Annotated in this window: 27 protein-coding genes; 9 read left to right on the forward strand and 18 right to left on the reverse strand. The window is 62.2% G+C overall.

Annotation, left to right across the window (positions count from 1 at the left end):
* Window positions 1-102 precede the first annotated feature (102 nt).
* The 3 genes from EJ075_RS18855 to EJ075_RS18865 all read right to left on the reverse strand — a co-directional run bounded on the left by EJ075_RS18855 (window position 103) and on the right by EJ075_RS18865 (window position 2,886).
* Window positions 103-1,515: an ATP-binding protein gene (locus EJ075_RS18855; protein WP_126105281.1), complete on the reverse strand. Its 1,413-nt coding sequence runs from the start codon at window positions 1,513-1,515 to the stop codon at window positions 103-105.
* Window positions 1,516-1,646: 131 nt separating this feature from the next.
* The gene (locus tag EJ075_RS18860; protein ID WP_036261013.1) at window positions 1,647-2,366 is read right to left on the reverse strand and encodes a response regulator transcription factor; all 720 of its coding nucleotides are present in this window, start codon (window positions 2,364-2,366) and stop codon (window positions 1,647-1,649) included.
* On the reverse strand, window positions 2,353-2,886 hold the full coding sequence (locus EJ075_RS18865; RefSeq protein WP_164547134.1) for a MarR family transcriptional regulator: 534 nt from the start codon (window positions 2,884-2,886) through the stop codon (window positions 2,353-2,355). Before EJ075_RS18865 ends, EJ075_RS18860 begins: the two co-directional genes overlap by 14 nt.
* 248 nt (window positions 2,887-3,134) lie before the next feature.
* Between EJ075_RS18865 and EJ075_RS18870 the strand changes: the two genes are divergently transcribed.
* The 3 genes from EJ075_RS18870 (at window position 3,135) to EJ075_RS18880 (ending at window position 5,256) form a co-directional block, all read left to right on the forward strand.
* Window positions 3,135-4,028, forward strand: a complete 894-nt coding sequence (locus EJ075_RS18870) for a branched-chain amino acid aminotransferase (protein ID WP_095488851.1) — start codon at window positions 3,135-3,137, stop codon at window positions 4,026-4,028.
* 145 nt (window positions 4,029-4,173) lie between these two features.
* Window positions 4,174-4,491: a hypothetical protein gene (locus tag EJ075_RS18875; protein ID WP_095488852.1), complete on the forward strand. Its 318-nt coding sequence runs from the start codon at window positions 4,174-4,176 to the stop codon at window positions 4,489-4,491.
* Window positions 4,492-4,614: 123 nt separating this feature from the next.
* The gene (locus EJ075_RS18880; RefSeq protein WP_095488853.1) at window positions 4,615-5,256 is read left to right on the forward strand and encodes an MBL fold metallo-hydrolase; all 642 of its coding nucleotides are present in this window, start codon (window positions 4,615-4,617) and stop codon (window positions 5,254-5,256) included.
* Between the two features lie 222 nt (window positions 5,257-5,478).
* Here the strand turns inward: EJ075_RS18880 and EJ075_RS18885 are convergent, their stop codons facing one another.
* The 3 genes from EJ075_RS18885 to EJ075_RS18895 all read right to left on the reverse strand — a co-directional run bounded on the left by EJ075_RS18885 (window position 5,479) and on the right by EJ075_RS18895 (window position 6,787).
* Window positions 5,479-5,895, reverse strand: coding sequence for a BA14K family protein (locus EJ075_RS18885; protein ID WP_126105282.1), 417 nt, complete (start codon window positions 5,893-5,895; stop codon window positions 5,479-5,481).
* 213 nt (window positions 5,896-6,108) lie between these two features.
* On the reverse strand, window positions 6,109-6,321 hold the full coding sequence (locus EJ075_RS18890) for a cold-shock protein (protein ID WP_006202521.1): 213 nt from the start codon (window positions 6,319-6,321) through the stop codon (window positions 6,109-6,111).
* Window positions 6,322-6,574: 253 nt separating this feature from the next.
* The gene (locus EJ075_RS18895) at window positions 6,575-6,787 is read right to left on the reverse strand and encodes a cold-shock protein (protein WP_023799871.1); all 213 of its coding nucleotides are present in this window, start codon (window positions 6,785-6,787) and stop codon (window positions 6,575-6,577) included.
* 526 nt (window positions 6,788-7,313) lie between these two features.
* Here EJ075_RS18895 and EJ075_RS18900 point away from each other — a divergent pair.
* Entirely contained in the window at window positions 7,314-7,718 is a 405-nt protein-coding gene (locus EJ075_RS18900; protein ID WP_126105283.1) for a Kazal-type serine protease inhibitor, read from the forward strand.
* 89 nt (window positions 7,719-7,807) lie between these two features.
* Here the strand turns inward: EJ075_RS18900 and EJ075_RS18905 are convergent, their stop codons facing one another.
* From EJ075_RS18905 to EJ075_RS18920, 5 genes are all read right to left on the reverse strand, one after another.
* A complete protein-coding gene (locus EJ075_RS18905; RefSeq protein WP_126105284.1) occupies window positions 7,808-9,361 on the reverse strand; it encodes an EAL domain-containing protein in 1,554 nt (517 codons plus the stop codon).
* A gap of 282 nt (window positions 9,362-9,643) precedes the next feature.
* The gene (locus EJ075_RS18910) at window positions 9,644-9,868 is read right to left on the reverse strand and encodes a hypothetical protein (RefSeq protein ID WP_126105285.1); all 225 of its coding nucleotides are present in this window, start codon (window positions 9,866-9,868) and stop codon (window positions 9,644-9,646) included.
* Between the two features lie 94 nt (window positions 9,869-9,962).
* On the reverse strand, window positions 9,963-10,100 hold the full coding sequence (locus EJ075_RS33180) for a hypothetical protein (protein WP_164547135.1): 138 nt from the start codon (window positions 10,098-10,100) through the stop codon (window positions 9,963-9,965).
* A 49-nt stretch (window positions 10,101-10,149) separates the two neighbouring features.
* Window positions 10,150-10,398: a hypothetical protein gene (locus EJ075_RS18915; RefSeq protein WP_095488858.1), complete on the reverse strand. Its 249-nt coding sequence runs from the start codon at window positions 10,396-10,398 to the stop codon at window positions 10,150-10,152.
* On the reverse strand, window positions 10,395-10,661 hold the full coding sequence (locus EJ075_RS18920; protein WP_126105286.1) for a hypothetical protein: 267 nt from the start codon (window positions 10,659-10,661) through the stop codon (window positions 10,395-10,397). Before EJ075_RS18920 ends, EJ075_RS18915 begins: the two co-directional genes overlap by 4 nt.
* A gap of 377 nt (window positions 10,662-11,038) precedes the next feature.
* Between EJ075_RS18920 and EJ075_RS18925 the strand changes: the two genes are divergently transcribed.
* From EJ075_RS18925 to EJ075_RS18935, 3 genes are all read left to right on the forward strand, one after another.
* Window positions 11,039-11,221, forward strand: a complete 183-nt coding sequence (locus tag EJ075_RS18925) for a hypothetical protein (protein ID WP_095488860.1) — start codon at window positions 11,039-11,041, stop codon at window positions 11,219-11,221.
* 36 nt (window positions 11,222-11,257) lie between these two features.
* Complete coding sequence (locus EJ075_RS18930) at window positions 11,258-11,521, forward strand: DUF1488 domain-containing protein (protein ID WP_095488861.1); 264 nt, start codon at window positions 11,258-11,260, stop codon at window positions 11,519-11,521.
* 212 nt (window positions 11,522-11,733) lie between these two features.
* Window positions 11,734-13,317: a tetratricopeptide repeat-containing sulfotransferase family protein gene (locus tag EJ075_RS18935; RefSeq protein WP_245457951.1), complete on the forward strand. Its 1,584-nt coding sequence runs from the start codon at window positions 11,734-11,736 to the stop codon at window positions 13,315-13,317.
* A 12-nt stretch (window positions 13,318-13,329) separates the two neighbouring features.
* On the opposite strand, the gene EJ075_RS18940 is transcribed toward EJ075_RS18935, so the two are convergent.
* The 6 genes from EJ075_RS18940 to EJ075_RS18965 all read right to left on the reverse strand — a co-directional run bounded on the left by EJ075_RS18940 (window position 13,330) and on the right by EJ075_RS18965 (window position 21,320).
* Window positions 13,330-13,683 carry a DUF1428 family protein gene (locus EJ075_RS18940; protein ID WP_126105288.1) on the reverse strand — a complete coding sequence of 118 codons (354 nt, stop codon included), beginning with the start codon at window positions 13,681-13,683 and terminating at the stop codon, window positions 13,330-13,332.
* 187 nt (window positions 13,684-13,870) lie between these two features.
* Window positions 13,871-14,299 carry a glyoxalase/bleomycin resistance/extradiol dioxygenase family protein gene (locus EJ075_RS18945; RefSeq protein ID WP_126105289.1) on the reverse strand — a complete coding sequence of 143 codons (429 nt, stop codon included), beginning with the start codon at window positions 14,297-14,299 and terminating at the stop codon, window positions 13,871-13,873.
* Between the two features lie 144 nt (window positions 14,300-14,443).
* Entirely contained in the window at window positions 14,444-14,617 is a 174-nt protein-coding gene (locus EJ075_RS33185; protein ID WP_164547136.1) for a hypothetical protein, read from the reverse strand.
* A 104-nt stretch (window positions 14,618-14,721) separates the two neighbouring features.
* The gene (locus tag EJ075_RS18950; protein WP_126105290.1) at window positions 14,722-16,251 is read right to left on the reverse strand and encodes an ABC-F family ATP-binding cassette domain-containing protein; all 1,530 of its coding nucleotides are present in this window, start codon (window positions 16,249-16,251) and stop codon (window positions 14,722-14,724) included.
* Between the two features lie 463 nt (window positions 16,252-16,714).
* Complete coding sequence (gene uvrB / locus EJ075_RS18960; RefSeq protein ID WP_126105291.1) at window positions 16,715-19,954, reverse strand: excinuclease ABC subunit UvrB; 3,240 nt, start codon at window positions 19,952-19,954, stop codon at window positions 16,715-16,717.
* A gap of 112 nt (window positions 19,955-20,066) precedes the next feature.
* Window positions 20,067-21,320: a hypothetical protein gene (locus EJ075_RS18965; protein WP_126105292.1), complete on the reverse strand. Its 1,254-nt coding sequence runs from the start codon at window positions 21,318-21,320 to the stop codon at window positions 20,067-20,069.
* Window positions 21,321-21,470: 150 nt separating this feature from the next.
* On the opposite strand from EJ075_RS18965, the gene EJ075_RS18970 reads away from it, so the two are divergent.
* Both EJ075_RS18970 and EJ075_RS18975 read left to right on the forward strand, forming a co-directional pair.
* On the forward strand, window positions 21,471-22,511 hold the full coding sequence (locus EJ075_RS18970) for a CapA family protein (RefSeq protein ID WP_126105293.1): 1,041 nt from the start codon (window positions 21,471-21,473) through the stop codon (window positions 22,509-22,511).
* 126 nt (window positions 22,512-22,637) lie between these two features.
* A complete protein-coding gene (locus tag EJ075_RS18975; protein ID WP_126105294.1) occupies window positions 22,638-23,609 on the forward strand; it encodes a DUF3137 domain-containing protein in 972 nt (323 codons plus the stop codon).
* On the opposite strand, the gene EJ075_RS18980 is transcribed toward EJ075_RS18975, so the two are convergent.
* A complete protein-coding gene (locus EJ075_RS18980; protein ID WP_126105295.1) occupies window positions 23,606-24,115 on the reverse strand; it encodes a hypothetical protein in 510 nt (169 codons plus the stop codon). The genes EJ075_RS18975 and EJ075_RS18980 overlap by 4 nt on opposite strands.
* Between the last annotated feature and the right edge of the window lie 798 nt (window positions 24,116-24,913).

The raw sequence follows: 24,913 nt of genomic DNA on the forward strand, positions 1-24,913 counted from the left end.
TTCGATTTTTGCTGCGCTGACCTTCGGTTCGGAAAGCACGGTGCGTAGGTTCAAAGTGTTAGAGCGTACTTTGTGCGTCCAACTGGACGCACGTCGCTCTAATCAGGCCGGAACCTTGATGACGGCGCGCAAGCCGCCGAGCGGGCTCTTGTCCAGCATGATATCGCCGCCATGGCTGCGGGCTATGTCGCGTGCGATGGCAAGGCCAAGGCCGGTGCCGCTGGCGTCGAGGTTGCGGGCCTCGTCAAGCCGCACGAAAGGCTTGAACACGTCCTCGCGCTTTTCGGGCGGAATGCCCGGACCGTCGTCGTCGATGGTGACGAGCAGCGAGCCGCGGCCATGATTGGCGTTGATTTCAACCGTCTTGGCGTAACGGAAGGCGTTGCCGACGATATTGGACAACAGCCGGGCAAAGGCGTGGGGCCGCACATGCACATTTGGATCGCCGGCGAGCGCGGTCGACAGTTTGCGCTTGCGCAGCGTGGCCTCCTCGCCCAGCTTTTCGAAATACGCTTCAAGATTGAAACGGCCGGCGTCTTCCGTTGCCTCGCCGCGAGCAAAGGCGAGATAGCCTTCCAGCATAGACTGCATGTCATCGATGTCCTGGCCGAGCGCCTCGGTGTCGGCCTTGGTCCCGGTCAGCGCAAGCTGCAGCTTGAAGCGAGTGAGGATGGTTCTCAAATCGTGGCTGACGCCGGTCAGCATAGCGGTGCGCTGTTCGAGCTGGCGTTCGATGCGTTCGCGCATCTGGATGAAGGCAAAGCCGGCGCGGCGGACCTCCTCGGCGCCGCGCGGACGGAAATCGCGCGGCATCGGCCGGCCCTTGCCGAAACTTTCGGCGGCCTCGGCCAGCGTCAGGATCGGCCGGATCTGGTTGCGCAGGAAAGGGATGGCGATCATCAGCAGCACCAGCGAGGTGCCGACCATCCAGATCAGGAAAATGTGCGTGTTCGAGGCATAGGCCTGGCTGCGGCGCACGAAGGCGCGCAGTACCTTGCCCTCGAGCTGGACGCGGACCTCGATGATATTGGAATTGCCGACCGTGTCGATCCAGAACGGCCGGTTGATCTGATGGGTGATCTCGGACGAGAGAATTTCGTCGAGGATCGAGAAGAACGGCTTTGGACCGGGCGCTGGCAGCGGATCGGGCGGAAGCAAGTCGATCTTCAGCTGCATGCGATCCTGCGCGATGCGGATGATATTGGCGTAGTCGGCGTCGTTCGGATAGGTTTCAACCAGGTCGACGATCGCGGCAATGTCGCGGACCGTGGCCTGCGACAGGCGCTGCGTCACAGTCTGCCAGTGGCGTTCCATGAAGACAAAGGCGAGGACCGATTGCAGCAGGATCATCGGTGCGATGACGATGATCAGCGAGCGGGCATAGAGCCGCTTCGGCATGTAAAGCGAAACGAGGCGCCAGAACCGTTTCCAGGCAAGCGGCACCGCCTTCAGCGCCCGCCTGGCGCGAGCGCTCAAGCCGCTATCTTCCGGCCGTTCCAGTTGCGTGGTCGCCATTCGCCCTTTTTGCCCATCTGCAGCTCAACAAGGGACCCGCAAGCGCAGTGCTGCGCTTGCAATTTTCGACTTTATGCATGTCGTCGTCCCAAAACCGCTTCGCACTTTTCGGCGACATGCATTGCGGCAGTCTATTCCACGCTGAGCCGATACCCAATACCACGCACGGTCTGCAGCCAGACCGGGTTGGACGGATCGCGTTCGATCTTGCGGCGCAGCCTGTTGATCTGGACGTCGATGGTGCGCTCGCCGACTTCGGACTCGTCGCCGACAAGTTCATGGCGCGGTATCGTTTCGCCGGCCCGCGCCGCGAAGATCGCCAGGATCTCCTGCTCGCGGTCCGTCAGCTTCAGAGCCTCGCCGCCGCGCTTGAGCTCCCGCCTGGCGATCTGGAAGGTGTAAGGGCCGAAGACCAGTTGCTCGACCTTGGGCGTCGTTGCCGGACCGCCGCGGCGCAGGATGTTGTTGATGCGCAGGATCAATTCGCGGGGATCGAAAGGCTTCGGCAGATAGTCGTCGGCGCCGGCCTCGAGCCCGGTGATCCGGCTGTCGGTCTCGGAAAGCGCGGTAAGCATCAGGATCGGCACGTTCTTGGTCGCCCGCAGCGCCTTGGCGAGGTCGACGCCGGTTTCGCCCGGCATCATGATATCGAGCACGAGCAGGTCGAAATCGAGGCCGGCGAGCTTGCGCCGCGCTTCGCCGGAATTTCCGGCAACGGTGACGCGAAAGCCGTTTTCGGTCAGATATTGTTTGAGAAGATTGCGGATACGGGTATCGTCATCGATCACCAGCAGATGCGGCGCATCATCATCCGGTGCTGCCGGTTGATCAACCCTTTCAATGGTCTCCATGGCTTTTCCCTGACATTTTTGCGGGCACAATGTCGATCTGCGCCCTTAGTTCCGGATTGACCATCGCTTCCAGGAAGCGTTCGATCAAGGCGCGTTCGGTGGCTCCGAAATCTTCCAATGCAGCATGGATGCGGCGCGACTGTGGCCGTGCCAGCGCCAGCGCCAAGGCGCGGCCCTTGGCCGTCGGATAGAGTTCGCGCTGGCGGCGGTCGCGCGGGCCCTGCAACTGGACGACATGATCGGTGTCGATCAGTTGCTTGAGCACGCGTGCCAGGCTCTGCTTGGTGATCTTCAGCACGTCGAGGAGTTCGGCGACCGTCAGGCCCGGCCTGCGATTGACGAAATGCAGAACCCGGTGATGGGCGCGGCCGAAGCCATAATCGGACAGGATCTGGTCCGGATCGGAGGTAAAATCGCGATAGGCGAAGAAGAACAATTCGATGATGGCAAAGTCGATGCCGTCCTCGTCGGTGACCGCCGTCCTGATCGGCTTTCCGGCTGGGTGGCTGCGATCCGTCATCTTTTCTCCGTGCGAAAGGGAAATTATGTCAGTACTATTGACGTAATTTCCCGGCAATGGTAATTTTTGACAAGCTTTTCGGCGGATTGCGAACGAAAAGGCAAGGGAAAGCCGTTTTTCCGGAACTTCCTGTGTTTGCCAGACCTTATATATCCGCCTACGCTTCGAGATACCGGCCGCCCGGTGCGGCTGATAAGAAACGCGCAACGACACAACGATGTGCGGGCGGCCGCCCGCGGGAGGTTACCATGGCATCCGTTCCCTTTGACCAAATGGACGGCTTTATCTGGATGAACGGCGAGTTCGTCAAATGGGCCGACGCCAAGATCCACGTGTTGACCCATGGCCTGCACTACGCCAGCGCGGTGTTCGAGGGCGAGCGCGCCTATGGCGGCGAGATTTTCAAACTGACCGACCACAGCGAGCGCCTGCATGAATCGGCACGCCTGCTCGGCTTCAAGATTCCCTATTCGGTTGCCGAGATCGACGACGCCTGCCGCACGCTGTTGAAGAAGCAGGGCTTTCAGGATGCCTATGTCCGGCCGATCGCCTGGCGCGGCAGCGAACAAATGGGCGTTTCGGCGCAAAACAGCCGGATCAACTGCGCCATCGCCATCTGGCAGTGGCCGAGCTATTTCGATCCGGCACAGAAGCTGAAGGGCATCCGTCTCGATCTGGCCGAATGGCGCCGCCCCGATCCGCGCACTGCGCCGTCGAAATCGAAGGCTGCCGGCCTCTACATGATCTGCACCATGTCCAAGCATGCCGCCGAAGCCAAGGGCTATGCCGACGCCATGATGCTCGACTGGCGCGGCCAGGTTGCGGAAGCAACCGGCGCCAATATCTTCTTCGTCAAGGACGGCAAGATCCACACACCCACCCCCGACTGCTTCCTCGACGGCATCACCCGCCGTACAGTCATTGGTCTTGCCAAGGATCGCGGCTTTGAGGTGATCGAGCGCACCATTATGCCGGAAGAGCTCGAAGGCTTCCAGCAGTGCTTCCTCACCGGGACCGCGGCCGAGGTGACGCCCGTTTCAGAGATCGGTCAATACCGATTCGAGGTGGGTGAAATCGCCAAGACTCTGATGAACGACTATTCTGCGGCCGTTCAACCCAAGCATGCGATCGCCGCAGAATAACGAAAGTCACAGCTTTTTTAACAAGTAGGGGCAGTTTTCGGGCTGCCCCTTTTATTTAAGCACTTCTGCATTTGACTTTCGTCCAATTCGGCGTCTCATGATGGTGTCGGCCCGGGAGGCTGGCAGCTATGGAGGGACTGGTAACATGGACATGAACACGCTTCTTCCGATCATTATTCAGGTGATTACGGGTATCATCGGTGGTCAGGCGGTTGGCGCGGCGATCAAGACAGCGGCAATGGGTCAGCTTCCCAAAATTCTGGGCGGCGCCGTTGGCGGCGTCGGCGGCGCGGCGATCCTCGGCAGCCTGCTCGGCGGCGGTACGATCGATCCGGCTGCAGCCGCAGCGGCAACTAGCGGATTGGGCAGCGCGCTGAATCTGCAAAACATCGTCGGCGGTGCCGGTGGTGGCGCCATTCTGACGGCCATCATCGGCGCGGTCATGAATGCGATGAAGAAGTAAGCTTGGCGGTTTCGGGCTTTCGCATGGGCGGCTTCGGCCGCCCATTTCTTTTGTGTCCGTGCCAACGGTGGACGCCGTTTGCATGTGTCTCTACATCAGGGGCGACACAGCGAAAGGACGATCATGGGTCAGCTCAATGCCAGTATCGTGCCGGTCACGGCCTTCCAGCAAAACTGCACCATCCTCTTCGACATGGACGACAGACAAGGCGTCGTCGTCGATCCGGGCGGCGACATCGACAAGGTGCTGGCGGTGCTAAAGGATAACGCGATCAACGCCGGCGCGATCTGGATCACGCATGGTCATATCGACCATGCCGGCGGCGCCATGGAGCTGAAGGAGGCGCTCGGCGTCCAGATCATCGGCCCGCATGAGGCCGACCGTCCATTGCTTGCTAACCTCGAGAACCAGGCAAAACTCTACGGCATCACCGATCCGGTGCGCAATTGCATGCCCGACCGCTTTCTCAGCGAAGGCGATACCGTCTCGTTCGGCCAGCACGCGTTCGAGGTCTTTCATTGCCCGGGCCACGCGCCCGGCCATGTCGTCTACTACAATCGCGCTGCGAAGTTCGCCCATGTTGGCGACGTGCTGTTCCGTGGGTCTGTCGGGCGCACCGACCTGCCGGGCGGCGACCACGCCGCGCTGATCGCGTCGATCAAGGACAAGCTTTTGCCACTCGGCGACGACGTCGGCTTCATCTGCGGCCATGGTCCCGGCGGTCGCTTCGGTGAGGAGCGCCGGAGCAATCCATTCCTGATTTAAAGCGCGTCGCATCTGAGGCGCCTCATGCGATGCGCGTCAGGCCCTTGTCTTGCGCATGCCGACAACAAAAAAGCGCTGGCCATGCGGACAGCGCTTTTTTAGGGCTGGGGAGGCCTTAAGGCGCTTTGCGCTTTAAGGCCTTTGTCTTTGTGCATGTCGTTATCGCAAAACCGTTATGCACCCTGGGGTCAGGCCCGTGCGCATGCTTTTGGGCGACATGTATTAGTTGGCGGTGCAGAAATGCTGTTCGCCGTCATAGCCGGTGAACGTGCCGGTCCGGGAGTTGAACGAGCGATAGCGATCCGAACAATATTCATACCAGCCACGGGTCCATGGCTCGGCGTAACCATCATTATAGGCGACCCGCGGTTCCGCGTAGTAGCGGCGCACCGGGGCTGGCCGTGGATAACGCCCATAATCATCATAGCCGGGATCGTAATAGCTGGGCTGCGGGTTGTTGAGCGCACCAACGATCAGGGCGCCGGCTGCGAGGCCAAGGACGCCTGCCGCGATCGCGTCGCCATTGCCACGATGGTGGTGCCGGTGGCGCCAGTCGCCGGCGCTGGCCGCGGGCAAGGTCGCGAGCGTGGTCGCGACAATCGCGGCGGACAGGATGGCGGTCTTGAAAATTCGGTTCATGTCGGTCTCCTTCGTGCCGGCCCGGGTAATTTGGGGATGCGGTCCGGCTTATCGAAGACTAGTAGGCGACCGTGGCTGAACGGGGGCTGAACGAAATTGGCGGGCTGGGAGCAGTCGACATTCATCGATCAGGCTTGGCGCGAGCCACAAATATCGCACGCTCAACAAGGAGCGGACTTGCCCTGCGGAATCCGATGCTGTCTCGATTCCGGCTCAGCCGATCGACAGGTTGACGGCTTTCGGACCCTTGCCGCGCTTGTCCGGCTCGGTGTCGAATGTTACCTTCTGCCCATCCTCAAGACCGGGAAGACCCGACGCCTGCACGGCCGAAATGTGGACGAAGACATCCTTCGCGCCATCATCCGGCGTGATGAAGCCGAAGCCTTTGGCATGATTGAAGAATTTGACGGTGCCGGTCTGCGGCATGGGAAGCTCCTTTGATCCCATCAAGTCCAGTCTCGGGCCGGCAAATGCCCGAGTGGAAATTTGTCGTTTATTTTAGCGTCATCGGCAAGAGAAAGTTTTGCGCGCATTGGCTTGCCCACCCGGGCACGAAAAAAGGCGCGACGAAAACCGCCGCGCCTTCGAAAACTCGGATCCGGCGCTGAAAGCCGGCACAAGGCCTGTGGAGACCTCAGGCACAGTCCCTGAGCACGTCCGAGCGGACGTGCGCGACGGTTCAGTCGGCGCGGAGATTGACCGCCTTCGGCCCCTTGCCCATCCGGTCCGGCTCGACATCGAAGGTGACCTTCTGGCCATCAACGAGCGTGCGCAGGCCCGAAGCCTCGATCGCGGAGATGTGGACGAACACGTCCTTGGCGCCGTCATCTGGCGTGATGAAGCCGAAGCCTTTGGTTGCGTTGAAGAACTTAACGGTGCCGGTCTGGGCCATTGGGGAAACTCCTTCACCCGTGTCAGTCTTGTGGTTTGCCCGCCGCCTGACGCCGTGGGCAAGTCCCGGTGGTTGCTTCGGCAGTCATGCATTGGCGCATGGTCAAAACCCCCCGCCGAAAAACGGGGCCGTCAGAGATTCACAGTATCGGGGAAAGGTCGTCCAAAACGTTCCGCTCTCCGGGTCGCAAATGCCCGAACACGAAATTTATCGCACGGAAAGGTGATCGTTGCAAGGTAGCGCCCGCGGGCCTCCCGACGGGCGCATTCCGACGCATGGCACCGATAGGCTGGGGTGCTCGTCCGGTCATCGGCCAGTGCCCGCCCACGCATGGTCCAGCGGGCTGAGAGCTTGCAAACAGGGGTTGCATTTGGCGGTGGAATGGCGAGGATCGGCTTGGAGTAGAGCGCGTTTTGCATTTTCTTGTGCATGTCGTTATCCCAAAACCGCTGCGCACCCTCGGATCAGGCCCGTGGGCATGCTTTGGGCGACATGCATTGGAGCGGGGCTTGAGGGAGGTATAGTCATGAAATTTCTTGCGGCAATCTTCTCGCGGCAGGGTTTTGCCATCCTGTTGCTGTCGGCAGTTCTTGCGGCCTGCACCGCGGTGGTGGTGGACGAAGGACCGGGGTACCGTCCGCCAAGGCCCGGGCCGCAATTCTGCACCAAGCAATATGATCCGGTCTGCGCCCGGCGTGGCGGCGACCGCCAGACCTTCGCCAATGCCTGCCTTGCCGAGCGAGCCGGGTATCGCATCATCCGCGACGGCCAGTGCCGTGACGGCGGTGGCGGTGGTGATGAGGAGCAGACATTCTGCACCCGCGAGTATGCCCCTGTCTGCGCACGCCGCCGTGGCGACCTGCGCACCTTCCCCAACGCATGCGAGGCCCGCGCCGCCGATTATCGCATCGTCGAAGACGGCCCCTGCTAAGGGCTGGTTTCCTCCCCGTCCGGCGACGGGGAGGGGCCCATCTATCAACTGGACATAGGCGGGCGAAGGGCAGCTGGCGCCACTTGCCTCTACGCCGACAGCCTCGCCTTGCGGCAATAGGCGATGAACTCGGCTGCGGGCATGGGTTTGGCAAACAGCCAGCCCTGACCATAGTCGACATCGCGTTCCATCAGATAGTCGGCCTGTGCCTGCGTCTCCACGCCCTCGGCAATGATCTTCAGCTTCAGCGTCTTGGCCATGTCGATGATATGCGGCGTTACGGAACTGGTGGCGGAATCCGTGGCGATCGTGTCGATGAACGATTTGTCGATCTTCAGCGCATCGAGCGGCAGGCCTTCGAGGTGGGACAGGCTGGAATAGCCTGTGCCGAAGTCGTCGATTGCGACCGCGTGGCCAAGCTCGCGGGCGCGAATGACGGTCGAGCGCGCTGAATCGACGTCGACGAAACCGCGCTCCGTCGCCTCCAGCCAGATCTGCCGAGGCTGAATTCCGGTGTGCTGCAAGGCCTTTTCGATGACCGGAAGGACCCTTGCCGTTCTGACGTCGGCCGGGCTGAGATTGATCGCGATGTGGAGGGAAGGATTGGCGACAAGAAGCTTTTTCAGGTCCAAAACGACAAGGGCTATGACCTGATCGGTGATTGCCGCGATCAGGCCGCTCTCTTCTGCCAGCGGGATGAAAAGATCGGCCCGGACCAGCGAGCCGTCGGGCCGTCTCCAGCGAACCAGCGCTTCGGCCCCCACGCAATTGCCGGTCCTGAGCTCGACGATCGGCTGATAGTGGACGATGAATTCGTGCTTGCGAACGGCAATCTGCAATTCTCCCAGCGGCGACAGCCGCCGCCGCGACAACCAGGCAACCATGCCGATGATAAAGGCGGCAATGAAAACGCCGAGAGGAAGCAACAGCAATTGCCGCCTGCGCACGCTGTCCACGATCTGGCTTTCCGGTTCGGTGGCGACGGCGATCCAGTCCGTCCCGCGCGCTGTGGCAAACAGATGACCGTCATCCAGGCCTTTGCCCGGGGTGGCGATGATCTTGGCGATGCGGGCGGGATCAGGCCCGTTCAACGCGCTGAGCAGGACGCCGGTGTCGGTCGCGAGGGCAAGCTGAATGTCGGGATCGACGACAATGTCGACAAAGCGCAGAGGATCGACAAGGACATTATGGTGCTTGTAGTGCAGGGCCATCAGCGGATGGGCCTGGTCGGCCAGGGGCTGTATCCGGGCAGTGACGGCAACGCCGTCTGCGGTGGTGAAATCCGGTGCGGCTTGCGCAACGCGTCCTTCGGTCGAGCCCCAGGATGTGCATTTGAGCAGTCCGGTTTCGAAATAGCCCATCTCTTCGATCGAGCGGGTGTTGATGGTGAGCTGCCGCATGCGGGCAATGTGGCCCACCGAACAGCGGTCGCCGGTGAACCGGTCGATCTCACGCAATGCGTCGGTTGCATCCTTGAGCGATATGCTGGCCCTGGCGATCGCGCGGTTGGCGAACAGATCCAGCCGTCGATGTTCTTCTTGAACCGCCAGAACCCATGAAAAGTGGAACATCGCCGCGATAGGCACGATGGCGCCGAGCAAGGCCAACACCACCGCAGTCACGATGATGCGCGGCCTGTCCATGTGCGCCTCCCTGCCTTCGGCTGCGAGCGACGATTTCGTGCGCGGCCTGCCGGGCAGCCAACCGTGATCGGGCCCGGTTCCAGCGGACCTTATATGGCTTTTGACGTTACGTGATCTTTAATTGGATCCGCTAGAGCAATTCCAGGAAAAGGTGCGTGGCGGTTTTCCCGGGAAAAGCGCGTAGCGCTTTCCCTGGGGAATTGCGTAAAAACAAATACTTAGAGCGGTTCGGCGATTCTATCAAAAGCAGAACCGCTAGTGGCTGAATGAATGCAGTGTTGCTCATCCGTGCGCTGGATACGCTCCATCGGCCGGGCCGGCATAGAGCTCGCTGCCGTCTTCGTCGGAAATGCGCAGGCGGTCCGGGATCTGCGGCATCGCCAGCGAGCGGAACAGCTCGGTGGCGCCCTGCAGGGCGGCGCGCAGGTTCGGCGCCTCGAGTGATACCCTGTCGAGGATCGCTTCGTCGGCGTCGCGCGATCGATAGAACTCGACAACGAAGTTCAAGCACGCCTCCGTGTTGCGGCGACGCAGTCCTGCGGGTGCACCAAAGCCGCTCAGGTGCACAAGCATGGTGAGGCGCGCGCGGCGCTTCGGAGCGCTAGCCCTTGGACTTCGGCTTCAAACCGGCTTCCGCCTGCTTGACGGCCGAGCCGAAGGGCGAGGCCGGCTTTGCCGCCGCCTTGTCTTTCTTGGGCTTGCGTGTCTCGCGGTTGCTGCGCTGTTGACCCTTGGCCATTTCTTGGTCCTCGTGATTGATGAACGTGGTGGTGGCGGTCGACGAGGGCCTAGGCGCTCGGATTGTCGGCCACTTCGAGATTGTCTTCCGTGGTGACCCGCTCATGGGTCTCCTCGTCGCTGCGGATGCGGTATTGCGGCGAGCCGTCCTTGACCGGCAGCTTGCTCTTGATCTGGAACAGCTCCGCGGTCTTCTGGACAAGGCCGGTGCGGCTCTTCATGCGAACGGTCTGGCCGATTGCGAAAAGATGCGCGGGCGTATCGGTGCGCGGGCGCGCGTTCTGCTGGAAGCGGATCATGCGGCATTCTCCTGGTCGCGCCTCAGCGCGGTTTCGAGGTCGGCGAGGTCGATGGCGACCAATTGGCTGGTCTGGCTTTTCACCGTTCTCGCCGGCAGATGGATGAAGGTGGCGACACGGCGCCAGGCAAGCCATGACATGCCATCGATAAGCTCCTCATCGTGGTCGATGTCGTAGTCGCCGGCCGGCAACTTTCCCTCCAGGCCGCCAAGCATGAAGGGCGCCTCGAAATGCGCGATGGAATGGGTAGTTCGGCCAGACATTCTCGTGCCTCGAAGTCTCGTTCCCGGCGTGATTCCGATAAAGTAGTGCCCGCTTTGCGGCATCGGGACTTAAAGTATCGTGCGTCCCTGTATCGGCAATTTGGGTATCGGCGATCTGGAATGAGTTTGGCGGGTCGAGAACCTCTGACGCCGCGAGATGCCAAGCTTGGCCCAAAAAACGATCTCAATTCATTAATCCGAAATTGCGGTTTATTCAAGAAGATTCATGCCCGGTGCCGATCTTGCGGCGAAATTACTTTTCTAGTGATATTTGTAGAATGATGATACGGTCCAAACTCTTCACAAGAATTGTCTGAAATTGTGCTGGAAAATTTCATCCCGGTATTAATTTTTATTTATGTCTGAAAGGAAAATCCATGGTTTCCGTGAAAACGCCTGATGGCTCGACCGTAACAATCAAGCCGATCATCAAGCCCACAAAAGTCATATCCGCGCGGCTGACGATAAGAAGTGACGAGGCAGCAAGGCGCAGGATTGCCGACACCGACGGCACGGTGCGGCGGGCGCGTCAGCTCGCCGAAACCCACCGCCTGATCTGACATGGCCGGCTTTGCCACTAATCAAGGAGCTTGAGTGTGACGCTCAATTTTCCCAACCGCAGCCGCTCCTACGACGCGGCGGCCAAGCGCATTCGTTTCGTCGGCCATGACGGCATGTTCGAAGTGCCGTTCTTTGTGGAGATTGCAGCGCTTTCGGCGGCAACGGCCACGAGCGGAGCCGAAGCCGAGTATCTCAGCGCGTTCGATGCGGAGCGCTCGTCGATCCAGGATGTCGCGCGCGAAGCCTATTCGCACGGCCGCAGGAACATGTATGTATTGACCCGGGCCGATTTCCGGTAAGCTGGCCTGCGACCCCTTGAACCTGTCGCGCCGATGGCCTAGATCGCGGCAGGCGGACAAAACACGGCAGGTTTCCCATCAACAGAGATCCGAGAAGACCGGCAGGCGCGGGCGCCAATTTCGGCTCAGGCGGACAGCCGCCGCTGGGGCTCGACCAGCGTGTGCAGCAGGCGCTGCAATTGCATCAGGCGGGGCGCCGGCAGGAAGCCGAGATGCTCTACCGGCAGGTGTTGGCGCATAAGGCCAATCACGCGGCGGCGGCGCATTTTCTCGGGCTTCTGCTGCACCAGACCGGGCGCAGCGCCGAAGGCCTCGATCTCCTCGAACAGTCGGTGCGCCTGCAACCCAAGAATCCGGATTTCCTCAACAACCTTGGCACGGTGATGCGGGACCTCGGCCGTGTCAGTGCAGCCGTCGATTTCTTCCGTGGCGCGGTGGCGCTGCGCCCGGACCAGCTTGCGGCGCGCGACAATCTCGGCTCGTCGCTAAGGCAGATGGGACAGTTCGAGGACGCAGAGGAGATCTATCGCGGCACCCTCGGTCGCAACCCGTTCCATGTTCGCGCCCGCATCGGGCTTGCCGAAACGCTGCAGGAGGCCGGGCGGCTCGATGAGGCGCTTGCCGTCTTTCGGGAAGCGCTGACGATCCGGCCTAAGGATGCCGACTTGCTGCACGGGCTGGGCGTCGGGCTGATGGAAAAGGGCAAGCTCGACGAAGCGACTGACTTGTTCCGCCAGGCGCTGACCGTCAATCCCGGCATGGCCCGGGCCTGGCTGATGCTGACGCAGGTCAAGCGCCAGAAGGAGCGCGACGCCGAGCTTGCCGGCATGGAGGCGCAGCATGCCAAGGCGCCGCAAGACAGCCTGGCGCGCATGCAGCTTGCCTTCGGCCTCGGCAAAGCCAATGACGACCTGAAAGATTACCCGCGCGCCTTTGATTATTTCGCCGAAGGTAATGCCATCCGCCGCAAGGGCATCGATTATGATCCGGTGAGGACGCGGGCCGAATTCGAGGCGATGAAATCGGTGTTCGATGCCAGCTTCTTCGAAAAGCATAAGCCAAGCGCAACCGCCGACGATGCGCCGATCTTCATCGTCGGCATGCCGCGTTCGGGCACGACGCTGGTCGAACAGATCATCGCCAGCCATCCCCAGGTCTATGGCGCCGGCGAGCTCAGTATTTTGAAGACGGTGGTCGGCAAGCAGTTTCCGTCAACCATGCCAGGTGGCTTTCCCTGGGGCGTATCCGATGTACCCGACACGGATTTTGCCGATGCCGGGCAGGCCTACCTCGATATGCTGCATGCCCGCTATCCGCATGTCCGCCATGTCACCGACAAAATGCCAGGCAACTTTCTGTTTATCGGCTTTATCCGTCTGATGCTGCCGAAGGCCAGGATCATCCATTGCGTGCGCGATGCGGCGGCGACCTGCCTGTCGATCTACAAGGTGCATTTCCGCGGCGACACTCACCGTTATGGCTACGATCTCGGCGAGCTCGCCGACTTCCACAATCTCTACACCGACATCATGGCGCATTGGCACAGCGTGCTGCCCGGTGTCGTGCACGATGTGCGCTATGAGGATTTCGTCGCCGACCAGGAAGGGCAGACGCGGGCGCTGATCGCTCGTCTCGGCCTGCCGTGGGACGATAGAGTGCTGTCGTTCCACGAGACCGACCGTCCCGTGCGCACAGCCTCGGCGGCGCAGGTGCGCCAGCCGATGTACCAGGGCTCGGTCGATCTGTGGAAGCGCTACGGCGACCGGCTCAAGCCGCTGCTTGACCGGCTAGCGTAATGCGTTGCGGGCCTACAGCTCAATGAAGGGCTGAAAGCCGCCAAAGATCATGCGCTTGCTGTCGAAGGGCATCGCCGATAGCTCTCCGTTCAGGCGTGGGTCGGCCATTACCTTGGCCATCACCACATCGCGGCTCTGCCTGGATTCATAGACGACCCATGAGAAGACGACGACCTCGTCGTCCTTGGCCTGCACGGCGCGAGGGAACGAGGTGATCTCGCCATAGGGCACGTCGTCGCCGATGCATTCGACATAGGCGAGCGCGCCATGCTCCTTCCAGACGGTGCCGCCGAGCTGCGCCATTTTCTTGTAGGCATCGAGATTTGCCTTGGGCACGGCGAGAACGAAGCCATCGACATAGGACATTGTGGTTCTCCTTGGGTTGGCTAGGGTTTTCCTTCTCCCCTTGTGGGAGAAGGTGGATTGGCGAGAAGCGCGCCAAGACGGATGAGGGGTGTTGGACGGAGTGCCGTCATTGCAATCTGGAACACCCCTCATCCGACCGAGCTTCGCTCGGCCACCTTCTCCCACAAGGAGAGAAGGAAGGAAGCCGCTACGCCGCCTTCACTGGCGCGTTCATCGCCCACTCCACGCCGAAGGGATCAGTCAGTTGGCCCCAGCGGTCGCCCCAGAACATCACCTGCAACGGCGTGCCGACGGTGCAGCCTGCGTCGACGGCGCGCTGCCACCAGGCGTCGATGTCGTCGCTGCCGAGATGCAGCTGCATTGTGAAGCCCTGCGGCTTCACCGCGGCCATTCCGTGCTCGGGATAGAAGTCGGAAATCATCAAGGTCGAACCGTTGATGTGGAGATGGATATGCATCGTGCGGCCCTGCTCGTCCGGCGGGTAGAAGAAGACCTGCTCGGCGCCGAAGGCCTTTTGATAGAATTCTGAAGCCTTGAAGGCGCCGTCCAGCTGAAGATAGGGCGTCAATCCGCCGAGGACTTTCGCGGCAGGTTGGGTCTGGGGCTGATCGTTCATGTCTTGCTCCTCTTTGGTTGGGCGTTGCGAAACACAGGACGGATGAGGCAGCGGCGATCCTACATGGCCGATGTGCTTTTTTGATGCCGAGCGTGCGACGGCCGGTTCTTGTCAAGGAGCCCCCCTTGTCAAGGAGCCCCCTTATCAAGGAGCCAGGCCAATCCGCGGGCTGTTCTGTGCGTCGATGACGATTTCGGGCCAGCCGATGTCCTTGCGCAGTTCGATCGGCAACGAAAGGATGGCACGCTCGCTGCGGTAACGGGCGCGAGCCGCCGAGTAACGGGTCGCTATACGACCTACGGATGACAGAATAGACATGATGCTCTCTCCTCGATTGGCGCCGGCATCACCGTGTCGGCATCCCAAGGACGTGGCGCGCGGACATGATCCGACAGACCGTTAGAATTTTTTGGAGCAAAGCTTCAACCGCCCGTTTCTGCCACCGATCGGAAGAAATCCTCCGGGCTGTCGACCTCGACCAGCCGCCGCTTCTCGATCAGCCAGAAGCGGTTGCCGATCGCCCTGATGAAGGAGCGGTCATGCGAGGCCAGCACGCAGCTTGCCTGATGGGCGAGCAGTTCCGCCTCCAGCGCTTCCTGGCCGTCGATGTCGAGATGGTTGGTCGGCTCGTCGAGCAGGTAGAAGTTGGGATTGGCGAGCCTCAGCGCCAGCATCATCAGCCGCGCCTTCTGTCCGCCCGACAGCACGCCGATCCTGCGCTCCTGCATGTCGATGCTGACGCCCGCACCGGCGAGCAGCGAGCGGGCGCGTTGCTCGCCGACATCGAAGCTGCGCGAGAGCATCGCCAGCGGCGTGTCTTCGCCGCTGATGCCCGACAGGGCCTGGTCGCTGTAGCCGAGCACCGTCGACGGCGTCACCTTCACGCCTTGCGCGGCCATATCCGGTTCAACGATGGCATTCCTGATCAGGCTGATGAGGCGCGACTTGCCGACACCGTTGCGGCCGAGCAGGACGATGCGATCGCCTTGGCAGATATGGCGCTTGCCGGTCCTGAACAGCAGCGTACCGTCAGGCGTTTCGACCGCCACGTCGTCGAGCGTGATCAGCACCTTGGCATGGGTGCCGCGATTGCCGAGCTTTATCGCGCCCGCGGATTTTTCGCGGTGCGCGGGTGCTGCGACCTCCTCGAGGCGCTGGGCGCGCTGGTTGAGCTGCTTGGTCTTGACCGTCAGCAGGTCGCTGCCCGAGTTGATGCCGATATTGTTGAGCTTGGCCGCCTGCCGGCGCAATTGCTGCGCCACCTTCATGTCGCGCTGGAATTTTCGATCGGCCGAGGCGTCGGCTTCGCTCAAAGCGTTGCGTGCCCTGGAATAGGGTAGCGCAAACACCGGCGACTGTTCAGGGCGCAGGAACAGCGTCCGGTTGGTGGTGGCGTCGAGGAAGGCGCGGTCGTGGCTGGCGATCACCACCGGCACCTCACGCGGCAGCGCGTTCAGCCAGGTTTCGAGCTGGCTGATCTTGGCGAGATCGAGATGGTTGGTCGGCTCGTCGAGAAGCAGGACATCGGGATCGGTGACCCAGACTCGGGCGATCAGCGCCAGCCTTTGCCAGCCGCCGCTCAGCGCCCGCATCGGCCGCTCGCGCATCGGCTCAGGCACGTCGAGGGAGCCGAGCACCACATCGACGCGCCATTGCTCGCTTTCGGCCTGCTCGGCCGGCAAGGCGTCGGCCACCACCTGCTGAAAGCCGCGCTCGGCCAGTGCTGTGGGAACGGCTTGCTCGACATAGCCGACCCGGAGGCCGCGGGTGCGGGTGATGTCGCCTGATGTCGGCTCCATTTCGCCAGTCAGGCACTTCAGCAAGGTAGATTTGCCGCGGCCGTTGGCGGCGACGATGCCGAGCCGATCGCCGGTGCCGATGGTGAGGTCAAGGTTGGAGAAGAGCGGCGCACTCATGGTGACGCCGAGGGATTTGAGGCTGATCAGGGCCATGTTGGTTTCTCTGGTCTGCCCGGAGGAAAACTCCGGTTCGATGCACTTTGACGGTGCGCAGGCCGGCCATTAGAACAGGCGTTGCAGCACCACGAAGGGCACACCAAGAAAATCGAAGCGGGAGAACCCGGACCGTCTCTGGTCAGCCCTGCAAGCAAGCTCGCAGGGCAGGGACAGGGCCGCGCTGACGGTGGTGGTCGAAAGACACGCAGCCCTCCTTTCAAGACGTTCGAGTGTGCGGAGCGATTACACCAAAGGCGGGGCTGGTGGCAAGCGGACTGATTCAAGCGATGACAGTGGAGTCCTTCCCTTCTCCCCTTGTGGGAGAAGGTGGCCTCGCAAAGCGAGGTCGGATGAGGGGTGTTCCAGGGAACGCAAACGTCTCACTCCGCTGGAACACCCCTCAACCGTCTCGGCGCTGCGCGCCGATCCACCTTCTCCCACAGGGGGAGAAGGGAAGACGCTACTTTCCCGGCCGCCCTGTCTTGCCCGGCCGGCGTTTTTCGCGGCGGGCGTCAGCGGGGTCTTCGTAGGAACCGATGCCGGCGCGCTGGCGAACGATCGGCTTGGCGGAATCGCCCCCCACTTGGGGGGAGATCGGCTGCGGCTTGGCCGGTACTTTTCCCTCGACCGGCTTTTCCGTGCGCCGCACCGTCATCTCGTCGAGCGAGTTCTTCTTGAACAGCGGTTTGGCCGGTTCGCCGGGAATACCGAAATCGGAGCCGTGCGCCTCCTGCGCCGACTGCTTCTTGAACAGCGAACGGGACACTGCGCCTGACGGCGTCGTCATGTCGGTGCCAGGCCCCATATCGTCCAGTGACGGCTTCGAAAACAGCGGCTTCTTCACCGGCACGGCGCCGTCGGCGCCCATCTCGTCGAGCGCCGGCTTGTGGAAGAGGTTGGGTCGGGCCGCCTCTTCGGCGGCACGTGCCGCGTCTAGTTTGCGGAAACGCTCCTGTTCCTCTGCTGTACGATGTTTGGCCACGCCCTTGTTGTGCTTGCCCTTCTCGCGGCCCGAAACCGGGCTTTCCATGTCGGCATATTTGGCCAGGGGATCGTCGGAAATGGACAGCTCCATCTCGCGCAGCCGCTTGATCTCGTCGCGGATGCGGGCGGCCTTCTCGAAGTCGAGATTGGCGGCGGCGTCGCGCATCTGCTTGTCCATCGCGTCGAGATGGGCTTTCAGGTTGTTGCCCATCATCGCGCCGGCGCTGTCGGTGAACTGCGAGATGTCGGCGCGGACATGATCCTTCTCGTAGACCGAGTCCAGGATGTCGGAGATGCGCGACTTGACCGATTCCGGGGTGATGCCGTTGGCGGCGTTCCACTCCATCTGCTTTTCGCGACGGCGGTTGGTTTCCGCCATCGCCCGCTCCATCGAGCCGGTGACCTGGTCGGCGTAGAGGATGACCTTGCCGTCGACGTTTCTGGCGGCGCGGCCGATGGTCTGGATCAGCGAGGTTTCCGAGCGCAGGAAGCCCTCCTTGTCGGCATCGAGAATGGCGACGAAACCACATTCCGGGATGTCGAGGCCTTCGCGCAAAAGGTTGATGCCGACCAGCACGTCGAAGGCGCCGAGGCGCAGGTCGCGCAGGATCTCGATGCGTTCAAGCGTGTCGATGTCGGAGTGCATGTAGCGGACGCGGATGCCCTGCTCGTGCAGATATTCGGTGAGGTCCTCGGCCATGCGCTTGGTCAGCACTGTGACCAGCGTGCGGTAGCCGGCTTTTGTCGTGTCGCGGATTTCGCCGACGACGTCGTCGACCTGGGTCTTGGCCGGACGCACCTCGACCGGCGGATCGATCAGGCCGGTCGGTCGGATGACCTGCTCGGCAAAGACGCCACCGGACTGCTCCATTTCCCAGCCGCCGGGCGTCGCCGAAACCGCGACGGAGAGCGGGCGCATGGCATCCCACTCCTCAAAGCGCAGCGGCCGGTTGTCCATGCAGGACGGCAGACGGAAGCCGTATTCGGCCAGCGTCGCCTTGCGGCGAAAGTCGCCGCGATACATGCCGCCGATCTGCGGCACGGTGACATGGCTTTCGTCGATGAAGACCAGCGCATTGTCGGGAATGTACTCGAACAGGGTCGGCGGCGGATCGCCCGGCTGGCGGCCGGTGAGATAGCGCGAATAGTTCTCGATGCCGGCACAGGAGCCGGTCGCTTCCAGCATCTCCAGATCGAAACGGCAGCGCTGCTCCAGCCGCTGCGCCTCGAGCAAGCGACCGGACCGTTCGAGTTCGACCAGCCGGTGCTTGAGCTCTTCCTTGATCGACTTGATGGCCTGATTGAGGGTCGGGCGCGGCGTGACATAGTGCGAATTGGCGTAGATCTTGACGCTCTTCAACTCGCCGGTCTTCTGGCCGGTCAGCGGGTCGAACTCAGTGATCGCCTCGATCTCGTCGCCGAACAGCGAAATGCGCCATGCGCGATCCTCAAGGTGAGCCGGAAAAATCTCGATCGTGTCACCGCGCACGCGGAACGAGCCGCGGACGAAGTTGATATCCTGACGCTTGTATTGCTGAGCGACGAGGTCGGCGAGCAGCGCCCGCTGGTCGAGCCGGTCGCCGATCTGCATCTGAAAGGTCATCGCCGTATAGGTCTCGACCGAGCCGATACCGTAGATGCAGGACACCGAGGCGACGATGATGACGTCGTCGCGCTCCAGCAGCGAGCGCGTCGCCGAGTGGCGCATGCGGTCGATCTGTTCGTTGATCGACGATTCCTTCTCGATGAAGGTATCCGTCCGAGGCACATAGGCTTCCGGCTGGTAGTAGTCGTAGTAGGAGACGAAATACTCGACGGCGTTTTCCGGGAAGAATTTCTTGAACTCGGAATAGAGCTGTGCGGCCAGCGTCTTGTTGGGGGCGAGGATCAGAGCAGGACGCTGCGTCTCCTCGATCACCTTGGCCATGGTGAAGGTTTTTCCCGAGCCGGTGACGCCGAGCAGCACCTGGGTGCGGTCATTGTCGTTGACGCCTTCGACAAGATCCTTGATCGCCGTCGGCTGGTCGCCGGCCGGCTCGAAATCCGACACCATCTTGATGGCGATGCCGCCTTCGGATTTTTCGGGCCGGGCCGGGCGGTGCGGTGTCCACAGCACGCCGTCCTTGTGCAGCGGGTTGCCGGATTCGATCAGCGCCGACAGCGCGGCGACAGTGGCGGTGACACCGCCGGAGGCCATCGTCTCGGCTTCCTCCAGCGAAACATCGAGGCCGGCGACCGGATTGAGGCCGGCCGCGGTGCGCTCCCTGGCCGAAGCCGCGCCGCCCATCGAGGTTCCTCGCGCCGTGCGGCCGGGGGAGGAGGAGCGCTCGGGGATTTTTTTCGCCTTGGCGCCTTCCCTCCCCCTTGAGGGGAGGGTGGCGGCGGAGCCGTCGGGTGGGGTCGGTGCGGCCGGGCTCGACGGTTCCTTATGCTGAGCACTTCCTTTGCCGACCCCCTCTGTCGCCTTCGGCGACATCTCCCCCTCAAGGGGGGAGATTTGGCGCTCGGCTTCCTGCTCTATCTGCTCGGCCCAATCGGCGATCGAGCCGGTCAGCGGCGTGCCTGAGAATTCGGCCTGCGGCGCCTCGGCGAAGCCGCCCTTGTGCAACGGCTCCGATGCATCGAGGAAATCGGTCAGCGGGCTGCGCCGCTTGGGCGGCGAAGCGCGATCATCACGCGCCGGCGGCGGCGTCTTTTTGTCAGGAAGTTTGGCCATGCCCCGAATATGGGAGGTATCGGCCGAAATGGAAAGAGCGGAGTGACGAGGGGCGCGGGACGAACTTAAGCTGCTGACACAAGGGTGTCAGGAGCGATGTTGAAACACGCCCTCAGTTAAACCACAGCGCAAACGTCAAAAACCCGGCGCCGCCGAACTGGCGCTGGATCTGGTCAAATTCCTCGCTGGTGAGGATCTTCCCGCTTTCGAGATAGGGTGCGATCGCCGGGCCGGTGATCGACAGCACCAGATCGAAGGGCTTCGGCTCGTCGAAGAAGCGCTTCATGTCGATGCCTTTGTCGGCGATGCGGAAATGCGGCAGCAAGGTGCGACCTTCGAGCAGATCCTCGGCCATATCAAGCGCGGCGTGCCAGGCTTGGACCTGCTCCTCGCCGACCTCCAGGCCGGTGAGCGGGCTGGCACCTTTCTGTTGCGGCCCGGGCAGCCATTCACGGTCGTTGTCGGTCTCGGCGCGGATCGCCTTCCAGTCCTCGCGCGACAGCCGGATCATCTCCATGAGATGGCGGCGTGCCGCCTGCCGGCGCTCCGGCTCGACCACCGGCCAGTTAACCAGATGCACCAGCGAGATGAAATCGGCCAAGCGCCATTCGGACGATAACATGCTTCCGCCCATGCCGCCGTCCGGCGGAACGAGCGTGTCCTGCAGCGGCAGCTTGGCGCGTGGGAATAGCATGTGGAAGGAGCCGTCGAACATGGTCCTGAAGTCATGCGCCAGCCAGAAGTCCGCCTGCGCCATCAGGAACTCGGCATAGCCCTGCACCCAGTAGCCGTCGGCGCGGTCGAAGCGGAAGGTGAGGGCAGGTGCGGCCGCGTATGGCGCACCGCCGCCGCGTGACAGAGACGCCATGATCGCGGCGGCACTTTCGTCCGGCGCGATCTGGCCGTCCTCGTTGAGATCGATGCCGAGACGCATGAGGTCGACCTCCATGCCGATATCGGCACCGGCAGGCACGGACCCAAGTGTGGCGGCGGATTTCTGCAGCCGGTCGCGGAAGGCGACCAGGATGGCGCGGAAGTCATCGTAAGTCAGCGGTTCGGGATTGGGATTGTCCGGCACCGGCAGCCGCATCAGCGGCAGCATGAACGATTGCGGGCTCTCGAAACCATGGCGATGCAGGCCGCCGGCCAGGATCTCCAGCGCGGTGAAGAATTGGCCGGCGCCGGCGGCGTAAGCCGACGCGGGATCACCGGGCGCGGCGGCTTCGAGTGCGGTAAGCGTGCTGTTGCGGTCCGCTACGGTTTTTGCCTCGAACAGGGCGGCCGGTTCGGGGGATGCGGCATCAGCGGAAGCAACCGGCAGCAGCAGAATAAGGGCGAATGCCAGCAGGCTCGAAAATCGCGTCATCTTGGTCCTCCAGGGCTTCATGCCGACCATACATGCATTTCGCGTGTCGCGCCTGTCGCAGGCGCCTCGCCCATATGAATCCGAACGGAAGCGCTTCGCTATATCGGGCTCATCGTCTACCGTGGCCGTTCATTCCGGTGCAGGCTGCGCGTGTCGAACTATCCGCTTTCCTACAAATTGTCTTGGCTGCCACGTTTCCTGAAGCCGACGCTTAGTGGCGACGGCGATGGTTTTGCGCCAGCGGCAGGAACGATGATCGAGCCGCCACCGGCGCGAACGGTGCAGCTCGCCTTTGTCGGTGATATCTCGGCGGTGGCCAATCGAACAGCGCCGCAATGCGACCCGGCTATCAAGGCGCTGCTCGCCTCCGCCGACCTTGTGGTCGGCAATTGCGAAAGCCCGGTGGTGGAGCGACCGAGCGCGGCGATGGGCACGAAGCTTGGCACCCATCATGCCATGACCGAGCGGTTTCTCGCCGAGGCGCTGGCGGCCGCCGGCATCTCGCATGAGAAGCTGGTTTTGTCGCTCGCCAACAATCATGTGCTCGACCAGGGCGTCGAGGGTTTCGACAAGACCGTGGCGGCGCTGAACCGTCTCGGCATCCGCAGCATCGGTACCGCCGTCGCCGGTCCGGTCGAGCGCCTTGCGGTCGGGCCGCTGACAATAGGCTTTGCCGCTTTCACGCTGTGGCGCAATGCCGGCGCGGCTGCGTTCGCGGGCCGTGTGTCAATGCAAGGCGACCCGGCACAATGGCCGCGCGGCGCCGCCGTCGACCTCGCCTGCGCGGTGCCACATTGGGATTGGGAGTTCCGGCACTTTCCCCAGGCCGCAACACGGGCACTGGCACAGCATTTGGCCGCGCAAGGCGTCGGGCTGATAGCCGGCCACCATGCCCACGTCTTGCAGCCGGTGGAGCGGATCGGCAAGGCGCTCGTCGCCTATGGGCTCGGCGATTTTCTTGGCACCGCCTTTGCGCGCCAGCCCTGGCCCGGCCGCATCGGGGGCATCCTGACCGTGGATATCAGCGCTGATGCTGGCACGCGTGGCGCCATTGTCGCCTACCGGCTGCATACCTTCATGCGGCTGCGGGCTGGTGACCACGAGCGGCTGGTTCCAGTCGAGGCGCTGGAGGGTGCATTAAGGCAAAAGGTTTTGGCGCGTCTGGATACGGTTTTTGGTAACGGGAATTGATGGCTGTGTTGACTGGTGGCTCAGACAAATCGTGCGGGCTCACCATCCCACCGCTGTAGTCGCGCGACTTTCGGCAAAATCAGCTATTGTCCGAGCTGGGTGATCGGTCTTTCGACGGGGATGGCGATGGAAGCAGCGGATTTCATGCCTGACGAAACTGACATCGCCGACATCAAAAGGAATCTCGAGGCCTATGAGGCCAGGCGGGCTTCTGCCTACCGGCAAGTCCGCTGGCGGGTGCCGTTGTTCGTCGGCCTGGTGCTGGTGTTCGTGGCGCTTATGGCTTGGCTCTTCAATATGGTCGCCGATCCCTACGAGCGATGGTTCTCGACGCCGCATGTGCTGCTCTATGTCGTCGGGTTCGTGGCGGCGATCCTGCTCTATTTCCAGGCGGTCAAGCCGACGAGCACGTTGCAGCAATCGTTCCGCAAGACACTGCTGCCGATCATCTTCGGTTTCATCAGGGATATGCGCTACGAGCATGACGTGACTCCGAATTCGTTCGATCGGCTGCCGCGCGAGACGATCGGCACGTTCAACAGCAAGCGCTTCGACGACGTCATATCCGGCCGCTACGAGGGATTTCCATTCGAGCTTTACGAAGCGGATCTCCGGCAAGGCACGGGCAAGAGCGGAACGATAGCATTCAAGGGCGTCGTCGTCGCCTTCGAGACCGTCGTGCCGTTTCCCGGCATATTGGTGGCGGCGCGGCGGGCCAACATGGCCGTCGGCTTCTTCCGCGGCATGTTCGCTAGCAAGATGCAGGAATTGTCATGCGGCGTGCCCGAGCTCGATGCCGCCTACGACTTCCGCACCGACAATGTCGAGGCGGCGCAGCCACTGGTAAGCGGCCGGCTGGCGCAGGCACTGACATGGCTTAGCGAGACACGGCCTGATGATCCGGCGCGGGTTGCGCTCAATGGCAGCGACGGTTTTCTGCTGTTGCCGCAGACGAAGGACTTCTTCGAGCTGCCTGATATGTCCGTGCCGCTCGACTACGCCAAGCATGTCGCGCCGATGATATCAGACATGGGCACGATGCTGGCGACGGCCGCGCTGGTGCGCAAGATCGGCGCAAGGGACGAGGCGGCGAGTTAGCCGCTGGGCATCTTGGCCGCCAGCCAGTCAGCCGACCGCTTCGCCAGGCCGATCGTTGCGGATGCGGCGCGGCCGAGGTCGGTCTTGACCACGGCGTAGCCGGTCTTCGTGCGATAGAGCACGGCGCGACCGCCATCGACCGCCGCTTCATAGGCAACCGGCCTGGCAGCCTCCGTTTCCATCGCCGTTGCCTGCGCCCCGACCGCAACGCTGGGGCGACGGCTCAATTCTGAGGGGAGCGGGTCGGTGGCGTTCTGCGTTGCCGTCGTCAACTCAGGCGTGGAGGCCGTCGTGGCAAGCTGTGACGACGGCGTCTGCGTCGTGCGACAGATGCCGGAGACGAGCGGATAGTTGAAATTACGCTGGTGCAGCATCTGGCTTTTCATGGCCGCTTCGCAATCGGCGATGGTCGACCACTTGGCCGGCGTCTCACCGATATATTCGCAAAGCTTGGCGTCGCAGTCGCAACCGACGATGGTCATCGCGACAAGGGCGGTCTTGATCACGGTTTTATGCCTTTTGAGTTGCTCTGCCAAATATCACTGGGATCGTTCGCGTGGCCGAAAAGGACACGCGACGCTGAAAGCTCATCAATCGCTGTGGATCAAGGCGGGATTTGGCCGCGATTGTGGAATGAGCGTGACGGGCGCCACGCAATTTTTCACGGTCGCCGACTGTGGCCGAAAGGTCTCACCAATCGTAGACGTGTTCGAACCTGACGGCTGGTTCAAGTGAAGCAGACGGTCGGATAGCGACAGGAGCCCAAAAACAGTCGGCGCCGGGATTTCTCCCAGCGCCTCCCTGTCAGATCAGGACACGGTCGCGGCAGCAACTTCCGTAAAGACGTCGCGCCATGCCGGCCTTGATGTTGACGGTCCTGCCAGCCACTGCCCGAGGGCAGCGTCCGTTCGGAACCTCGCCAGTCTCTACCCTTGCGAGCTTCGTCCAGCGCGCCATCGAAGGTTTTTGCCGTCCTTCATGGCAGCATCGGTCCGCCGTAGGCGTTCGCACGCTTTCCGCGGCCCCGTAGGTCTCGGCATCCCTCCTCAAAACAGGCAAGCCTGCCTTCATTCGGGGCCGTACGGGCCTCAGGAAATCCGCCGTTTCGCCTTGCCTTTCGACTTGGCGATCGGTAGCCGCCTGAGATGGGTTTAATATACGGGGGATAAGCGTTCGGCGAAACAGCGACGAGCCTGTGAATAGCGGGATTATCGGGGACTGAGCTCGGCGGCGCAGCGTTTTTTTGGACGAGATGCAGGGGGGCCGGACACGCCCTGATCTGCGGCGAGCAGCATGATCAGACA

Origin of the sequence: Mesorhizobium sp. M6A.T.Cr.TU.016.01.1.1 (assembly GCF_003952585.1) — a bacterium.
GTDB classification, from domain to species: Bacteria; Pseudomonadota; Alphaproteobacteria; order Rhizobiales; family Rhizobiaceae; genus Mesorhizobium; species Mesorhizobium mediterraneum.

What these genes read in the sequence shown, in the direction of transcription:
- EJ075_RS33180 (WP_164547135.1), bottom strand. Translation starts at nt 10,100, where the DNA reads ATGGCCAAGGGTCAACAGCGCAGCAACCGCGAGACACGCAAGCCCAAG.
- EJ075_RS18890 (WP_006202521.1), bottom strand. Translation starts at nt 6,321, where the DNA reads ATGCCGCAGACCGGCACCGTCAAATTCTTCAATCATGCCAAAGGCTTC.
- uvrB (WP_126105291.1), bottom strand. Translation starts at nt 19,954, where the DNA reads ATGGCCAAACTTCCTGACAAAAAGACGCCGCCGCCGGCGCGTGATGAT.
- EJ075_RS18870 (WP_095488851.1), top strand. Translation starts at nt 3,135, where the DNA reads ATGGCATCCGTTCCCTTTGACCAAATGGACGGCTTTATCTGGATGAAC.
- EJ075_RS18945 (WP_126105289.1), bottom strand. Translation starts at nt 14,299, where the DNA reads ATGAACGATCAGCCCCAGACCCAACCTGCCGCGAAAGTCCTCGGCGGA.
- EJ075_RS18935 (WP_245457951.1), top strand. Translation starts at nt 11,734, where the DNA reads ATGCTCTACCGGCAGGTGTTGGCGCATAAGGCCAATCACGCGGCGGCG.
- EJ075_RS18975 (WP_126105294.1), top strand. Translation starts at nt 22,638, where the DNA reads ATGGAAGCAGCGGATTTCATGCCTGACGAAACTGACATCGCCGACATC.
- EJ075_RS18920 (WP_126105286.1), bottom strand. Translation starts at nt 10,661, where the DNA reads ATGTCTGGCCGAACTACCCATTCCATCGCGCATTTCGAGGCGCCCTTC.
- EJ075_RS18865 (WP_164547134.1), bottom strand. Translation starts at nt 2,886, where the DNA reads ATGACGGATCGCAGCCACCCAGCCGGAAAGCCGATCAGGACGGCGGTC.
- EJ075_RS18950 (WP_126105290.1), bottom strand. Translation starts at nt 16,251, where the DNA reads ATGGCCCTGATCAGCCTCAAATCCCTCGGCGTCACCATGAGTGCGCCG.
- EJ075_RS18875 (WP_095488852.1), top strand. Translation starts at nt 4,174, where the DNA reads ATGGACATGAACACGCTTCTTCCGATCATTATTCAGGTGATTACGGGT.
- EJ075_RS18885 (WP_126105282.1), bottom strand. Translation starts at nt 5,895, where the DNA reads ATGAACCGAATTTTCAAGACCGCCATCCTGTCCGCCGCGATTGTCGCG.
- EJ075_RS18900 (WP_126105283.1), top strand. Translation starts at nt 7,314, where the DNA reads ATGAAATTTCTTGCGGCAATCTTCTCGCGGCAGGGTTTTGCCATCCTG.
- EJ075_RS18880 (WP_095488853.1), top strand. Translation starts at nt 4,615, where the DNA reads ATGGGTCAGCTCAATGCCAGTATCGTGCCGGTCACGGCCTTCCAGCAA.
- EJ075_RS18925 (WP_095488860.1), top strand. Translation starts at nt 11,039, where the DNA reads ATGGTTTCCGTGAAAACGCCTGATGGCTCGACCGTAACAATCAAGCCG.
- EJ075_RS18905 (WP_126105284.1), bottom strand. Translation starts at nt 9,361, where the DNA reads ATGGACAGGCCGCGCATCATCGTGACTGCGGTGGTGTTGGCCTTGCTC.
- EJ075_RS18860 (WP_036261013.1), bottom strand. Translation starts at nt 2,366, where the DNA reads ATGGAGACCATTGAAAGGGTTGATCAACCGGCAGCACCGGATGATGAT.
- EJ075_RS18940 (WP_126105288.1), bottom strand. Translation starts at nt 13,683, where the DNA reads ATGTCCTATGTCGATGGCTTCGTTCTCGCCGTGCCCAAGGCAAATCTC.
- EJ075_RS18915 (WP_095488858.1), bottom strand. Translation starts at nt 10,398, where the DNA reads ATGATCCGCTTCCAGCAGAACGCGCGCCCGCGCACCGATACGCCCGCG.
- EJ075_RS18895 (WP_023799871.1), bottom strand. Translation starts at nt 6,787, where the DNA reads ATGGCCCAGACCGGCACCGTTAAGTTCTTCAACGCAACCAAAGGCTTC.
- EJ075_RS18855 (WP_126105281.1), bottom strand. Translation starts at nt 1,515, where the DNA reads ATGGCGACCACGCAACTGGAACGGCCGGAAGATAGCGGCTTGAGCGCT.
- EJ075_RS33185 (WP_164547136.1), bottom strand. Translation starts at nt 14,617, where the DNA reads ATGTCTATTCTGTCATCCGTAGGTCGTATAGCGACCCGTTACTCGGCG.
- EJ075_RS18965 (WP_126105292.1), bottom strand. Translation starts at nt 21,320, where the DNA reads ATGACGCGATTTTCGAGCCTGCTGGCATTCGCCCTTATTCTGCTGCTG.